We start from the raw sequence: 14,111 nt of genomic DNA, 5'->3' as shown, positions 1-14,111 counted from the left end.
CCGCCCGACCGCCTGCCGGGCGCCCTGCCGGACCGCCGTGAGCGCCTCGCCGGGCGGCCGCGTCCTGAGTGCCGCCGCAGGACCGTGCGGGGGCGTCAGCGGGCGAGCGCGTCGAGGAGGCGGTTGAGCGGGCCGTCGATGCCGTAGCGGTCGGCCAGCGCGACCAGCGCCTCGGCGTCGCGCGGCTTGCTCGGCAGCGTCAGGTCGGCGTCCGGCAGCGGCGCATCCTTGGCCACCTCGACCACGGTGGGGGCGACGCGCAGGTAGTCGCGGGCGGCGGCCAGCTTCGTACGGCTGCCGGCCGGGAAGCCGTCGGTCTCGCCCGCGTCGAGCGCGTCGAGCAGCCCGCTGAGCGAGCCGAAGCGGGTGATGAGCGCGGCCGCGGTCTTCTCGCCGACGCCCGAGACGCCGGGCAGGCCGTCGCTGGGGTCGCCGCGCAGGGTGGCGAAGTCGGCGTAGGCGCGGCCGGGGATGCCGTATTTGGCGGTGACGAACGCCTCGTCCACGATCTGCAGGTTGCGGATGCCGCGCGCGGTGTAGAGCACGCGGACGGGGCGGGAGTCGTCGACGAGCTGGAACAGGTCGCGGTCGCCGGTCACGATGTCGACCGCGCCGCCCGCCTGATGGGCCAGGGTGCCGATGACGTCGTCGGCCTCGTAGCCGGGCGACTCCAGGCGGGCGATGCCGAGCGCGTCGAGCACGTCCTGAATGACCGCGATCTGCGGCACCAGCGCCTCGGGCACCTCCTCGGTGTCGCCGTGCGCGACCCGGTGCGCCTTGTACGTGGGGATCGCCGCCACCCGGAACGCCGGCCGCCAGTCCGCATCCATCGTCGCCGCGAGCTGGTCGGGCGCGTACTGGCGGACGAGCGTGGCGATCATGTCGATCAGCCCGCGCACCGCGTTGACCGGCGACCCGTCGGGAGCCTTGATCGACTCGGGCACGCCGTGGAAGGCGCGGAAGTAGAGGGACGGGGTGTCCAGAAGCATCAGCACGGACCCATGCTGCCATCCGCCACCGACAACCCGCCCGCACCGCCGGCGGGGCGGGTCACTGGTCGAGGATGCCGACCGCCAGCAGGCACGCGTCGTCCTCCGGGTTCGGGCCGCCGATCTCGGCGAGCAGCGCGTCCAGGCCGTCGCCCAGGTCGCGGCCCGACAGGCGGCGGGCGGCGGCCAGCACCTGGTCCAGGCCCACGTCGATGTCGCGGGTACGCCGCTCCACCAGCCCGTCGGTGAACATCAGCAGCAGGTCGCCGGGCTGCAGCCGGGTGGTGGCCAGCTCGTACGGGCTGCCGGACGCCGCGCCCAGCAGCACGCCCCTGGGCTTGGGGAGCTGGCTCGCCACCCCGTCGCGCACCAGGATCGGCGCGAGATTGCCCGCCTGCCCCCAGGCGAACACCCGCGTCGCCGGGTCCAGGTGGCCCACGATCGCGGTGGCGGTGGTGTCCTTGAGCTGGTGCATGACCAGCTCGTTCAGCCAGTCGAGCAGCCTGTTGGCGGCCTGTCCCGTCATCGCCAGGCCGACCAGGGCGTGGCGGAGCTGGGCCATCCGGGAGATCGCCGGCAGGCCGTGGCCCGAGACGTCGCCGATGGTCAGCAGCAGCCGGCCGTCGGGGGCGGGCGCGGTCTCGAACCAGTCGCCGCCCAGGTTCGCGGTCTTCTCCGCGGGCACGTACCGCACCGCGACCCGGGTGTGCGGCAGGTCGAGGCAGCCGACCGGCTCGGGCAGGATCGCCTCGCGCAGCGCCAGCATCACGTGGCGCTCCTCGGCCGCCTGCTCGCGCGCCTCCAGGAGCTGGCGGCGCGACTCCGAGACCATGCGCTCGGCGCGGCGGCGGCCGGTGATGTCCTGGATGACGCCGTGCATGCCGATCGTGCCGCCGGGGCCCGGCAGGGGTTCGAGCACGACGCGCAGGTCGCGTACGTCGCCGGCGCCGCGGCGGATGCGGAACTCGGCCTGCACCGGCTCGACGCCCTGCACCACCGACCACAGCAGGCGGTCGAGCGTGGCCACGTCGGCGGGATCGACGTGCTCGGCCAGGTCGGGCAGCGGGATGGGACCCTCGTCCGGGTCCCTGCCGAAGATCACATAGACCTGCTCGGACCAGATGGTCTCGCCCGTGTGCAGGTGCCACTCCGCCCAGCCCATGTTGCCCAGCCGCTGGGCGTGCGCCAGCCGTGCGGCGAGCATCTCGGCCTCGCTCTCGTGCCCGAGCAGCTCGGCCGCGCCTATGACGTCGACCATCGTTCTCACTCTCGAACGCAGTGGAACTGGACAATTGGCCCCACACTACGTGATCGACTGCTAACGTGGTGTAGTTCTGAGTTGGAGCGTGGTGAGACCTTTTCCCGGTTTTTAGGCGGTGTCGCAAGAGTAGATTGGGCCTGTGACGTCCTCAGATCTGTATCCCGTGTCCCGTCTGGCCGCCGTCCAGGAGGCCACCGCCAAAGCCGGTCTCGACGCCCTGCTGCTCACGCCGGGACCCGACCTGCGCTACGTCAGCGGCTACGACGCCAAGCCCTTGGAGCGGCTGACCTGCCTGGTGGTGCCGGCCTCGGGTGAGGCGTTCATGATGGTGCCCCGCCTGGAGCTGCCCGCCGCGGAGGCGTCGCCGGCGTCCCGGCTGGGGCTCGAGTTCGTGCCGTGGGACGAGACCGACGACCCGTACGCGATGGCCGCCGCCCGGCTCGGCAGGCCCGCCAAGGTGGGGCTGGCCGACCGCATGTGGGCCATGTCCACGCTGCGCTTCCGCGAGGTGCTGCCCGGCACCGAGCAGGTGCTGGCCGGCAGCGTGCTGCGGGAGCTGCGGATGCGCAAGTCGCCCGCCGAGGTGGCGGCGCTGCGCGAGGCCGGGGAGGCCATCGACAGCGTGCACCGCCGGGTGCCCGAGCTGCTGCGGGCCGGGCGCACCGAGCGCGAGGTGGCCAGGGACATCGCCGAGGCGATCCTCGCCTCGGGACACGCCACCGTCGACTTCGTCATCGTCGCCTCCGGGCCCAACGGCGCGAGCCCGCACCACGACGTGTCCGACCGGGTCATCCAGGCGGGCGAGCCGGTCGTGGTGGACATCGGCGGCCAGCTGCACAACGGCTACTGCTCCGACTCCACCCGCACCTACAGCGTGGGCGAGCCGCCGGCCGAGTTCGCCGCCTACTACGAGGTGCTGCGCCAGGCCCAGGAGGCCGCCTGCCAGGCGGTGCGCCCCGGCGTGCCGTGCGAGTCGATCGACGCCGCCGCCCGCGACATCATCGCCGCCGCCGGCTACGGCGAGTACTTCGTCCACCGCACCGGCCACGGCATCGGCATCGAGACGCACGAGGAGCCGTACATCGTCTCCGGCAACGGCGAGCCGATGGAGCCCGGTTTCGCGTTCTCCGTCGAGCCCGGCATCTACCTGCCGGGGCGTCACGGCGCGCGGATCGAGGACATCGTGGTCTGCACCGGCGACGGCTTCGAGCGGCTCAACACCACGCCGCGCGAGCTGGTCGTCGTCTGACGGGCGTGTTCCGCGAGGTCGCCTACGCCACCAGGCCCGGCTCCGCGCGGCCCAACGAGGACCTCGTGATCGCCGGGCCGTCGTGGATCGCCGTGCTCGACGGCGCCACGGCCCCGCCCGGCGTCGACAGCGGCTGCGTGCACGGCGTGGCCTGGCTGGTGGGGCGGCTCGGCGGCGCGCTGGCCGCCGAGCTGGCCCGCGACGCCCCCGATCCGCTCGCCGCGATCCTGGAGCGCGCCATCGAGGCCACGGCGGCCTCCCACGCCGACACCTGCGACCTCGCCAACCCCGACTCGCCGTCGGCGACCGTGGCCGTGGTGCGGGTGCGCGAGCGGCTCGAGTACCTCGTGCTCGGCGACTCGCCCGTGGTGCTGTGGCTGGCCGGGGGAGGGGTGCGGGTGGTGTACGACGACCGGCTCGACCGGCTGCCCGGCGGGCGGCCGTACTCGCTTGAGCTGGTGCGCCGTCTGCGCAACGCGCCCGGCGGGTTCTGGGTCGCCGCCGCCCGCCCCGAGGCCGCCCGCGAGAGCGTCACCGGCCAGATCGCGCTCGGTGACGTGCGCGGGGCCGGGGTGTTCACCGACGGGGTGGCGCGGCTCGTCGACTGGTACGGCCGGCGCTGGGAGGACGTCCTCGACCAGCTCGCCGCGCAGGGGCCGGAGGCGGTGATCGCGGCGGTGCGGGCGCTGGAGACCGAGCGCGGGCCGGTCTGGGGCAAGCGCCACGACGACGCCACCGCCGCCTGGGGCCTCCTCCAGGACCCCGCCTGAGCCCCGGACCGCCTTCCCCCGAGCGAAGCCCGTGCGGCCTCCGCAACGAGGTAGACCGCGCCTCGCGTGTGGGCCGCGCGAGCTCCGTGTGCGGCCCGCGCGCACTCCGGGGTAGGGGTGTGCGTGTCGTGCGTGCCGACCGCGTGAGCTTCGCGTGCGGGTTGCGTGAGTTCTGCGTGCGGGTTACGTGGGCTATGCGTGGGGGTGTGCGTGTCGTGCGTGCCGACCGCGTGAGCTTCGACGTGCGGGTTGCGTGAGCGCCGCGCGTAGGTCGTGTGAGCGTCGCGCGAGGCAGAAGTCCGCGTGAGGCCGTAGGGTTCCGCGTGAGGCGTGGGGGCTCGCGTAGCCCTGGCGGCCTCGTCCGAGCCCCGGCGAGGCTCGCTCTGCCGCACGTTTCCCGTCCCCGCCGCGCTCGTTGGCGTCGGTGCGGGATGGCGTGGGGGAGAGCCGAACAGGGCGGTCCGGCCAGGCGGCTGATACCTTGATCGATAGTATGTGATCATGAAAGAATTCCCCTGACAGGTGCATATCCAGGGGAAATGGGGGTCGTCGGGCATGATCCGCGAGCCGGTCGAGCGGCCCTAGGATGCCGGGCGACGAGCTGGACGAGGCGTTCGAGCTCGGCGAGACGTGCGCCTTGGCCGCCGAATGCGGCCGAGATTTGCGGCGGTGTGCCGAAATGTACGGCGGGTTGTTCCCGGCTGCCGCCTTCGGCTCCGAGCTGTTCACCGCCCTGACGCTGTCCACCGCCTTCAGCGCCCCCTGGGCGAGCGCTCAGCATCTGAAGGTCGTCAACAGGGCCGCGCTGTGGGTGCTCGCGGTGGACCGGCTCATCGATCATCGCGCGCTCACCCGTTCCCACGTCGATCGTCTGGCGGAGGACTGCCTGGACGTCGCCGAGGGCGCGGCGCCGCGGTCGGCGGCCTCCCGGTTCCTCGCCGATCTGCGCGATGAGCTGGGCACCGTCAAGGAGTTCGGCCACTTGCAGGGCATCTGGGCCGACCAGCTCGGATGCATGCTGGAGGGCATGGCGCGGGCGTGGATGTGGCGCGACAGGCGCGACCTGCCCTCGCTGGCCCGCTATGTCGACAACGCCGACAGCCGGGGCTCCTGCTTCGTGGACCTGTGTCACTGGATCTACGCGGCCGACGACTGGGCCAAGGCGCACCTGGAGGAGCTGCGCGCGGTGAGCCGGCAGGTGCAGCGCTACCTGCATCTCCTGGGCGACGTCGTGAGCTACCGGCGGGACCTGAGCTGGGGCGGCCTGAACGTGCTGGCGCTGGGCGTGGAGCGCTCGGAGGTGACGCGGTCGATGGCGGATCTGGCCCGCCGCGCGCAGGAGATGATCGAGCCGATCGGCGACCACAGCCCGCGCACGGCCTTCTACCTGCGCAGACAGCTCGGCTTCTACAGTGGGTTCACCGGTGTTTCGGACTTTCACCCGCCGCGGTAAAGTGCTCGTCTGAATACATGACAGACAAACTTGACTGTTTGCCTGTTAGATCGCCGAATAAGCGGGCGTCTAGCCACAAACCATGACATTTTCGTTCTTGTAAAAGATTGCGGCTTGAGTGGAAAATGTGGCGTTGCTAGGGTGTCTCGATGCCAGGCATGTGGGCCGACCTTCACAAGCTTCCTTGACAGGTACCACTGACCACGGCACCTAGGGCGGGGTCGCGCATGCGCGGGATTTGTACGGGCGGTGCTGGATGGAATTCGGTCGCTCAGACCGTTGGCGGCTGCCGACCGCGATCAAGATCTTGATCGCCGGAGGTTTCGGCGCGGGCAAGACCACGATGGTCGGGGCCGTCTCCGAGACCAGGCCCCTGCGTACGGAGGAGGCGCTCACGCAGGCGGGCACCTACATCGACGACCTGTCGGGCGTGGAGCGCAAGCTCGCCACCACCGTGGCGATGGACTTCGGCCGCATCACGATCCGCAACGACTACATGCTCTACCTGTTCGGCACCCCGGGCCAGGAGCGGTTCTGGTTCGTCTGGGACGAGCTGGCCATGGGGGCGCTGGGCGCGGTGGTGCTGGCCGATACCCGCCGCCTCGACGACTGCTTCCCCGCCGTCGACTACTTCGAAAAGCGCGACCAGCCGTTCATCGTGGCGCTCAACCACTTCGAGGGCACCACCCCGTTCACGATCGGCGAGGTGCGCTCGGCCATCGGCCTTGAGCCGGACATCCCGATCGTGCGCTGCGATGCCCGCCGCCGCGACTCCGGCAAGGAGGTGCTCATCACGCTCCTGGAGCACGCGATGCGCAAGGGGGCCTCTCCCGTCGGGACCATGTCGTGACCATGACGGGCTACCTTTGACCGATGGAGGAGATCGACCGCCGCATCGTCACGCTGCTGGCCCGTGACGGCCGCATGAGCTTCACCGACCTGGCCAGGGAGACCGGGTTGTCGGTCTCGGCGGTGCACCAGCGCGTACGCCGCCTGGAAAAGCGCGGCGTCATCCGCGGATATGCCGCGATCATCGACCACGACGCGGTGGGGCTGCCGCTGACCGCGTTCGTGTCCATCAAGCCGATCGATCCGGCCGCGCCCGACGACGCCCCCGAGCGGCTGGCCCACCTGACCGCCATCGAGGCCTGCCACAGCGTGGCGGGCGACGAGAGCTACATCCTCAAGGTCCGGGTGGCCTCGCCGGTCGCGCTGGAGGACCTGCTGCAGCAGATCCGCGCATCGGCCAACGTCTCGACCCGCACCACGGTCGTGCTCAGCACCCCTTACGAGCACCGCGCCCCCGACATCGCAGGCGAGCCGCCCGTGGCCGCCGAAGGCGCCTGAGCGGCTTCAGAGCGGCCCGTACGCGGCACGCGGCGCCGCCAGAGCGCTTCCGGCGGCGCCGAGCCCGCGCGGGCACATCTCAGCGAGCCGGTGCGGCGGTCCGGCCCGCAGGCCCAGGCTCGCGGCCGGCTCGCCGCCGTGCTCGCGCAGCGGGCGGGGCGGCACGTCCTCGCCGTCCAGGAGCACCGTGCGCTCCGCCGGAGGGACGGAGCGCACGGGGTGCCGTCCATCATGACGGGACGGTCGAGCGGAACACCTCCTCGCGTGCGGCGGCGAGGGCGAGGTCGAGCGCACCGGCGAGGACGGGATTGCCCTCCACGCAGGACAGGCGGACGGGAGGCCGGGGAATGGTCAGCGCGTGCAGCTCGTGCTCGACCAGCTCGCGCAGGGTGTCGCCGCCCGGGAGCACGACGCCGCCGGTCAGCACGATCAGGGCGGGGTCGACGACCGAGGTGATGGCCGCAAGGCCCACCGCCAGGCGGGCGGCCACGTCGCGCAGCCCGGCCCTGGCGTCGTCGGCCTTCTTCCCGGCGCCTTCCGCCGCGCGCACGGCGTTCGCGACGGCCTGGCGGAAGTCGGAGCCGCGTACGCCGTACGAGCGCAGCAGCCTCAGCACCGCGGGCCCGCCGGTCAGCGCCTGGTAGCCGTGGCTCGCGTAGCGCCCGGCCTCGCGGGCCGTCGGCGCACCCGGGGTCGGCATGTAGCCCACCTCGCCGGCGCCGCCGGTCGCGCCCCGGTGCATGCGGCCGCCCAGCACGATGGCCGAGCCGATGCCCTCGTCGGCCCACAGCAGCACGAAGTCCTGCTGCCCGCGCGCCGCGCCGTGCGCCTGCTCGGCCACCGCCACCAGGTTGACGTTGTTCTCCACGTCCACCGGCGCGCCGAGGCCGGCGCTGAGCGTGGGCACCAGGTCGGGGATCTGCCAGCCCGGCACGTCCTTGGCCGCGGCGTAGCCGAGCCTGCCGGTGGTCGGGTCGATCGCGGCCTGCACGCCGATCACCACCCGGCGCAGCTTGTCCGGCGGGCCGGCGCCGCGCAGCGCCGCGTTCAGCCGGTCCACCAGCTCGCCGTGCGGGCGGCGCGGGGTCGGCAGCACGTGCTCGCCGACGACCGTGCCGGTGATGTCGGCCACCTTGGCCTCGATGCGGGCGGGGGTGACGTCGAGCGCGGCCACGTACGCGGCGGCCGGGTTGATCCGGTAGACCTCGGCCGTACGGCCCGGCATGCCCTCCCTGACGCCGTCCTGCACGACCAGCCCCGCCTGCTGGAGGCGGAGCAGGAGCTGGGAGGCCGTCGGCTTGGACAGGCCGGTGATCGCGCCGATCTCGGGGCGGGTCAGCGGCCCCCGCTCCAGGAGCGCCTGCAGGGCCGCGCGATCATTGATGGCACGTAGCAGACTGGGGGTCCCCGGCACCGGGCCGTTCACGGCGTCTCCTTCGTTCGGGTTAGGAAACTTTCCTAATGAGCGATGACCGTAAGAAGGCGCAGGGGAGACGGTCAAGAGGTGAGACCAAGGCGTGATCAGGAAAGGAGGAAAGTGCTGAGACCAGTGACGCGGGCGTGCTAATGTCGGCGTTTGTCGCAACAACAAGCAGAATGGCCCGGAGTGTCCCATTAACCACATTAACGGTCAGGCGGCAACGCGTCAAACCGAACTGGCAAGAGAGCAGGCGTACGTCACCCGCCTCTACGACCGCCTCGACACCCTGCGCGAGCGTACCCAGCGGCAGCTCAAGGAGGTGCTCGCCGCGGGCGCCGTCGGCACGATGCAGAACCGGTCGGAACGTGACACGTTCGCCGGCATGTACGCCTCGCGCCTCGCCCGGCTCTGGGCGGTCGAGCGCGGCCTCGCCTTCGGCCGGCTCGACCACGTCGAGGAAGGGCGGCTCTACATCGGCAAGATCGGCATGACCGACGACGAGCAGCGCCGCCTGCTCATCGACTGGCGGGCGCCCGTCGCGCAGCCCTTCTACCGCGCCACCCCCGCCGCCCCCATGGGCGTCACCCGCCGCCGCCACCTGCAGACCAGGGGGCGCCAGGTGGTCGGCGTCGACGACGACCTGCTCGACATCGACGCGCTCACCGACGACGACCGCGCCACGCTCAACGGCGAGGCCGCGCTGCTCGCCGCGCTCGACGAGCGGCGCACCGGCCGCATGCGCGACATCGTCGCGACCATCCAGGCCGAGCAGGACCGCGTCATCCGCAGCGACCTCAACGGCGTGCTGGTGGTGCAGGGCGGCCCCGGCACCGGCAAGACCGTCGTGGCCCTGCACCGCGCCGCGTACCTGCTCTACACCCACCGCGAGCGCCTCGAACGCCGCGGCGTGCTCATCATCGGGCCCAACCTCACCTTCCTGCGCTACATCGAGCAGGTGCTGCCCTCGCTCGGCGAGACCGATGTGCTGCTGTCCACGATCGGCGAGCTCTACCCCGGCCTCACCACCACCGCGCGCGAGCGCCCCGAGGTGGCCGCGCTCAAGGGCGACCTCCGCATGGCCGACGTGATCGCCAAGGCCGTGCGAGACCGGCAGCGCGTCCCGCGCAAGCCGATCGAGCTGCCGCTCGGCCGCATCACGCTCACCATCGACCGCCAGATGATGGAGACCGCGAGGAACAGGGCCCAGCGCTCGCGCCGCCCCCACAACCAGGCCCGTACCGTGTTCGTGCGCACGCTGCTCAACGCCCTGGCCAAGCAGCAGGCCCGCAAAATCGGCAAGGGGCTCATCGGCGACGAGGAGCTGGCCGACCTGCGCGAGGACCTGCGCACCGAGCCGGTCGTCAAGGCCGCGCTCAACCGGCTGTGGCCCTACCTCACGCCGCAGGGCCTCCTGCTCGGCCTGTACGGCTCCGCCGAGCGCCTCGACTACGCCGCCTCCTCGCTCACCCCCGAGGAACGCCGGCTGCTGCGCCGCGACGGCGGCGAGTGGACCGAGTCCGATGTCCCGCTGCTCGACGAGGCCGCCGAACTCCTCGGCGACATCGACGAGCAGGTGCTGCGCGCCACCGCGCTGCAGGCCGAGGAGGAGCTGGCCGCCGCCAGGCAGGCCGCGGAGAGCGAGCGCGAGGCCGAGCTGGCCTACGCCCGCGAGGTGCTGGAGCTCACGGGCCTGTCCGACGTGATGGAGGCCGAACGCCTGGCCGAGCGCCAGCGCGCCGACGGCCCCCAGCTCACCACCGCCGAGCGCGCCGCCGCCGACCGCACCTGGGCCTACGGCCACATCATCGTGGACGAGGCGCAGGAGCTGTCGCCGATGGCCTGGCGGGCCGTCATGCGGCGCTGCCCCACCCGGTCGATGACGATCGTCGGCGACATCGCCCAGACCGGCTCGGCCGCCGGCGCGCGGTCCTGGGCGGAGGTGCTCGACCCGTACGTGGCCGGGCGCTGGCGCCTGCAGGAGCTGACCGTCAACTACCGCACCCCCGTCGAGCTGATGGACGTCGCCGCCCGCGTGCTCGCCACCATCGACCCGGAGCTGCGGGCGCCCATGTCCGTGCGCGAGGCGGGCACCCGGCCCTGGTCGGCGCCCCTTGAGGCGCTGCCCGGCCTGGCGGCCGCCGAGGCGGCGGACGGCGGCAAGGTGGCCGTGGTCGCCCCCGACGACATGGTGGCCGAGCTGGGCGCCCGGCTGGCCGCCGCCGTACCCGGCACGGTCGCCGTCACGCCCGGCGCGGGCCGCGGCAAGGGAACCGAGGCGCTCGACGCCCCCGTCGCCGTCATGGGCGTCGCGGACGCCAAAGGGCTCGAATTCGACTCCGTCATCGTCGCGGAGCCCGATCTCATCGCCGCCCAGTCGCCACGAGGTCCCAGCGACCTGTATGTTGCTCTCACGCGTGCGACGCAGCGGCTCGGGGTCGTCCACGAGCGCCCGCTGTCGCCCGCGCTGCGGGACTTGCCAAGCCGCTCACCGGAGCCCGCGAATGGGGTTTGACCGGCTTTGAAGCCGCCAGTCGAACATGTCCCAGCTGCTGAAACTTGATGTTTCTGCTGATCGGGACACGGTTGACATCTGAGGTGGAGTCGGTAGTTTGCTGCGCAGTCCAGCACGGGACTTGGCCGGTTGGCCGTCTCTGACATCGCCGGATCCTGCGTCCGTGACGGAGCGTGGCTTCGTCCACACAGCCAGGTGCAGGGCCGTCGGTCCGTCGAGTCGGGGCACCCCAACCGGGCGGGGGGTTGGACCCGGGACGGGTCCGGGAGCCCAGTAGACAACGGAATTCCGCGCTCGCCGCCGACGAGACGGGTCCGGTCCGAAGGGTTTCCGGGCCCTCTTCCCGTTCCCGTGTTTCAGGACCGCCGACGCGCCGGGTGGTCCCGCCCAGATCGCTGCGGGACCGCCCTGCCGTCTTTTCCTCTTCTCCGATCTTCTGCGGGGTGTGCCGGTCTGAGTGCGGCCCGGGAGCGGTAGCGTTTTCGCAAGCAGGCGTTTGCGAGGTGGCGAGGAGAGCCCGGAGTGGTGCAGGACCGTACGAACCCCACGCCCGCGTCCGGGCGGGCCGCAGCCGGCACGGCCACCGGCGCCCCGGCCGTCACAGACGACGCGAGGCCCGATGCTCCGGCCACCGTGAGCGAGCCGACCGGCACCACGGCCGCCGCCGAGGCGGGCGCTGAGGCTCAGGGCGCGGCAGGGAGCGAGCGGGGAGCGCGTGCGGTGCCGGGGGAGAAGCGGCAGGTGCTGCTCGCGCGGGTGATCGCGGCCGTGGCCGGCGGCGTGGTGCTGTTCCTGGCGTTCCCGCCGCTCGACTGGTGGCTGTGCGCGCCGCTCGGCATCGGCCTGATCGCCGCCTCGCTCCACGGCGCCCGCCCCCGCCGCGCCGCCTGGCTCGGCTACCTGGGGGCGGCGGCGTTCCTGCTGCCCGGCGTGGCCTGGGTGCGCACCATCGGCGACGACGTGTGGCTCATGCTGGTGGCCACCGAGAGCGTCTTCTACGCCGCCATGGCCGCGCTCGCGGCTCCGGTGTTCCGGCTGCGGGCCTGGCCGCTGTGGTTCGGCGGCCTGTGGGTGCTGATGGAGTGGGCGCGCGGCCTGGTGCCGATCGGCGGCTTCCCGTGGGCGCGCGCGGCCTTCAGCCAGGGCGAGTCGCTGTTCACCCCGTACGCCGCGCTCGGCGGCGCGCCGCTGGTGTCGTTCGCGGTGACGCTGTGCGGCGCGCTGCTCGCGTACGCGGTGGTGGACCGGCGGCAGGTCAGGCTCAAGGCCCCGATCAGGGGCGCGGGCAGGCTGGTGCCGGTCGCGCTGGCGGTGGCCGTGCCCGTGCTGGGGTCGGCGGTGCCGAGGTACGGCGACGAGGGCCGTACCGTCAACGTCGGCATCGTGCAGGGCAACGTGCCGGGCCGCGGCATGTACGCGCTCGGCGACGAGCCCGCCGTCGTGCTGCGCAACCATGCCAACGAGACCAAGCGCCTGGCCCAGGCCGTACGCGACGGCAAGCTGCCCAAGCCCGACATCGTGGTCCTGCCGGAGAACTCCACCGACATCGACCCCTACCGCGACGAGTACGCCCGCCAGGTCATCTCCGACTCCGTGCGCGACGTCGGCGTGCCCACGCTGGTCGGGGCCGTCGTGGCCATCGGCGAGGAGAACCGCGCCACCCGCAGCCTCGTCTGGGACCCGGTGACGGGCCCCGGCGCCTACTACGACAAGCAGCATCTGGTGCCGTTCGGGGAGTACACCCCGTTCAAGGAGATCGTGCTGGCGCTGTGGGAGCGGGCGAACCTCGTCGGCAGGCAGTCGGTGCCCGGCGACAAGCCGGGCGATCTGACGATGGGGCCGGTCACGATCGGCGCCGTCAACTGCTACGAGGTGGCCTACGACGACACCGTACGCGGCACCGTGCGGGCCGGTGGCACCCCGCTCGTCGTGCAGACCAACAACGCCAGCTACGCCCTGTCCAACCTGCCGCCGCAGCAGCTCGCCATGTCCAAGCTGCGTGCCGTCGAGCACAACAGGGCCGTGGTCACCGCCGCCACGACCGGTATATCCGCTTATGTCACGCCTGACGGTAAGGTCTCCTGGCAGACCCGTGAGCTTGTCGCTGACATGAACGTCGTCAAGGTGCCCGTGCGGACGAAAGAAACAATTGCCACAAAGGTGGGCGCACTTCCTGAATGGGCATTGATGGTAATGGGAGCGGCGGCTGCCGGGTTCGCCGCGTGGCGTGGCAGGCGGCGAGCCGATCACATGAGGAACGACGGATGATGGAGAGTCTCGGCCGGGTGCTCGTCGTCGTGCCGACGTACAACGAGCGCGACAACCTGCCGGCGATCGTCCAGCGCGTACGCGCGGCGGTGCCGGAGGCCCATGTGCTGGTGGCCGACGACAACAGCCCCGACGGCACCGGCGAGGTGGCCGACGCCCTCGCCGCCGACGACGAGCAGGTGCACGTCCTGCACCGGCCGGGCAAGCAAGGACTCGGCGCGGCCTACATCGCCGGGTTCCGCTGGGGGCTCGACGAAGGCTTCGACGTCCTGGTCGAGATGGACGCCGACGGCTCGCACCAGCCCGAGGAGCTGCCGAAGCTGCTGCAGGCGCTGGCCGACGGCGCCGACCTCGCCATCGGCTCCCGGTACGTGCCGGGCGGCAAGGTCGTCAACTGGCCGCAGCGCCGCGAGCTGCTGTCCAAGGGCGCCAACCTCTACACGCGGGTCATGCTCGGCCTGCCCGTCCGCGACGCGACCGCGGGCTTTCGCGCCTACCGCGCGGCCACCCTCGAAAAGGTGGGCCTGGCCGGTGTCGAGTCGCAGGGCTACTGCTTCCAGGTGGACCTGACGCTGCGCACCGCGCGTAACGGGCTGCGGGTGGTGGAGGTGCCGATCACGTTCGTGGAGCGTACGGTCGGCAAGAGCAAGATGAGCGGCAAGATCATGACCGAGGCGCTGTGGCGGATCGGCATGTGGGGCGTCGCCGGCCTGCCCAAGCGCCTCAAGGGTGACGGGCCCCGCGGCTAGCGACAGACGCTCGTGCGGCGTTGGCGTCGGTGCTGCGGCCCCGGTGCGGCCTGGTATCAGGGGCGGCGGCTTCGGTGCGGCGTCGGCGATTCC

At 72.3% G+C, this 14,111-nt stretch carries 12 protein-coding genes; 8 read left to right on the top strand and 4 right to left on the bottom strand.

Annotation, left to right across the window (positions count from 1 at the left end):
- Positions 1 to 95: 95 nt before the first annotated feature.
- Positions 96 to 989 carry a 5'-3' exonuclease H3TH domain-containing protein gene (locus ACGFIM_RS05775; protein ID WP_393199635.1) on the bottom strand — a complete coding sequence of 298 codons (894 nt, stop codon included), beginning with the start codon at positions 987 to 989 and terminating at the stop codon, positions 96 to 98.
- A gap of 61 nt (positions 990 to 1,050) precedes the next feature.
- The gene (locus tag ACGFIM_RS05770; protein ID WP_393195207.1) at positions 1,051 to 2,247 is read right to left on the bottom strand and encodes a PP2C family protein-serine/threonine phosphatase; all 1,197 of its coding nucleotides are present in this window, start codon (positions 2,245 to 2,247) and stop codon (positions 1,051 to 1,053) included.
- Positions 2,248 to 2,389: 142 nt separating this feature from the next.
- Here ACGFIM_RS05770 and ACGFIM_RS05765 point away from each other — a divergent pair, with 142 nt between their 5' ends.
- The 5 genes from ACGFIM_RS05765 to ACGFIM_RS05745 all read left to right on the top strand — a co-directional run bounded on the left by ACGFIM_RS05765 (position 2,390) and on the right by ACGFIM_RS05745 (position 7,069).
- The gene (locus tag ACGFIM_RS05765; RefSeq protein ID WP_393195204.1) at positions 2,390 to 3,499 is read left to right on the top strand and encodes a M24 family metallopeptidase; all 1,110 of its coding nucleotides are present in this window, start codon (positions 2,390 to 2,392) and stop codon (positions 3,497 to 3,499) included.
- 5 nt (positions 3,500 to 3,504) lie between these two features.
- Positions 3,505 to 4,269, top strand: a complete 765-nt coding sequence (locus ACGFIM_RS05760; protein WP_393195201.1) for a protein phosphatase 2C domain-containing protein — start codon at positions 3,505 to 3,507, stop codon at positions 4,267 to 4,269.
- 586 nt (positions 4,270 to 4,855) lie between these two features.
- Positions 4,856 to 5,722 carry a hypothetical protein gene (locus ACGFIM_RS05755; protein WP_393195198.1) on the top strand — a complete coding sequence of 289 codons (867 nt, stop codon included), beginning with the start codon at positions 4,856 to 4,858 and terminating at the stop codon, positions 5,720 to 5,722.
- A 256-nt stretch (positions 5,723 to 5,978) separates the two neighbouring features.
- The gene (locus ACGFIM_RS05750; protein ID WP_393195195.1) at positions 5,979 to 6,572 is read left to right on the top strand and encodes an ATP/GTP-binding protein; all 594 of its coding nucleotides are present in this window, start codon (positions 5,979 to 5,981) and stop codon (positions 6,570 to 6,572) included.
- Between the two features lie 23 nt (positions 6,573 to 6,595).
- Positions 6,596 to 7,069: an Lrp/AsnC family transcriptional regulator gene (locus ACGFIM_RS05745; protein ID WP_393195192.1), complete on the top strand. Its 474-nt coding sequence runs from the start codon at positions 6,596 to 6,598 to the stop codon at positions 7,067 to 7,069.
- Positions 7,070 to 7,075: 6 nt separating this feature from the next.
- Here the strand turns inward: ACGFIM_RS05745 and ACGFIM_RS05740 are convergent, their stop codons facing one another.
- The gene (locus ACGFIM_RS05740) at positions 7,076 to 7,285 is read right to left on the bottom strand and encodes a hypothetical protein (RefSeq protein ID WP_393195189.1); all 210 of its coding nucleotides are present in this window, start codon (positions 7,283 to 7,285) and stop codon (positions 7,076 to 7,078) included.
- A 13-nt stretch (positions 7,286 to 7,298) separates the two neighbouring features.
- Complete coding sequence (locus tag ACGFIM_RS05735; RefSeq protein ID WP_393195187.1) at positions 7,299 to 8,495, bottom strand: ROK family protein; 1,197 nt, start codon at positions 8,493 to 8,495, stop codon at positions 7,299 to 7,301.
- A gap of 313 nt (positions 8,496 to 8,808) precedes the next feature.
- Between ACGFIM_RS05735 and ACGFIM_RS05730 the strand changes: the two genes are divergently transcribed.
- From ACGFIM_RS05730 to ACGFIM_RS05720, 3 genes are all read left to right on the top strand, one after another.
- Complete coding sequence (locus ACGFIM_RS05730) at positions 8,809 to 11,001, top strand: HelD family protein (RefSeq protein WP_393195184.1); 2,193 nt, start codon at positions 8,809 to 8,811, stop codon at positions 10,999 to 11,001.
- A gap of 633 nt (positions 11,002 to 11,634) precedes the next feature.
- The gene (gene lnt / locus ACGFIM_RS05725) at positions 11,635 to 13,269 is read left to right on the top strand and encodes an apolipoprotein N-acyltransferase (RefSeq protein ID WP_393195181.1); all 1,635 of its coding nucleotides are present in this window, start codon (positions 11,635 to 11,637) and stop codon (positions 13,267 to 13,269) included.
- Positions 13,266 to 14,018 carry a polyprenol monophosphomannose synthase gene (locus tag ACGFIM_RS05720; RefSeq protein ID WP_393195178.1) on the top strand — a complete coding sequence of 251 codons (753 nt, stop codon included), beginning with the start codon at positions 13,266 to 13,268 and terminating at the stop codon, positions 14,016 to 14,018. The genes lnt and ACGFIM_RS05720 overlap by 4 nt, the downstream gene beginning before the upstream one ends.
- The last annotated feature ends 93 nt before the right edge of the window (positions 14,019 to 14,111 follow it).

The sequence above is a fragment of the Nonomuraea sp. NPDC049309 genome (genome assembly GCF_043196965.1).
GTDB lineage: Bacteria > Actinomycetota > Actinomycetes > Streptosporangiales > Streptosporangiaceae > Nonomuraea > Nonomuraea fastidiosa.
The sequence above is the reverse complement of the archived record's forward strand: the minus strand, read 5'-3'. Positions and strand labels throughout refer to the sequence as shown.

Coding starts and splice junctions, on each gene's coding strand:
- ACGFIM_RS05755 (WP_393195198.1), top strand. CDS start 4,856: ATGCCGGGCGACGAGCTGGACGAGGCGTTCGAGCTCGGCGAGACGTGC.
- ACGFIM_RS05770 (WP_393195207.1), bottom strand. CDS start 2,247: ATGGTCGACGTCATAGGCGCGGCCGAGCTGCTCGGGCACGAGAGCGAG.
- ACGFIM_RS05720 (WP_393195178.1), top strand. CDS start 13,266: ATGATGGAGAGTCTCGGCCGGGTGCTCGTCGTCGTGCCGACGTACAAC.
- ACGFIM_RS05750 (WP_393195195.1), top strand. CDS start 5,979: ATGGAATTCGGTCGCTCAGACCGTTGGCGGCTGCCGACCGCGATCAAG.
- ACGFIM_RS05745 (WP_393195192.1), top strand. CDS start 6,596: ATGGAGGAGATCGACCGCCGCATCGTCACGCTGCTGGCCCGTGACGGC.
- ACGFIM_RS05775 (WP_393199635.1), bottom strand. CDS start 989: ATGCTTCTGGACACCCCGTCCCTCTACTTCCGCGCCTTCCACGGCGTG.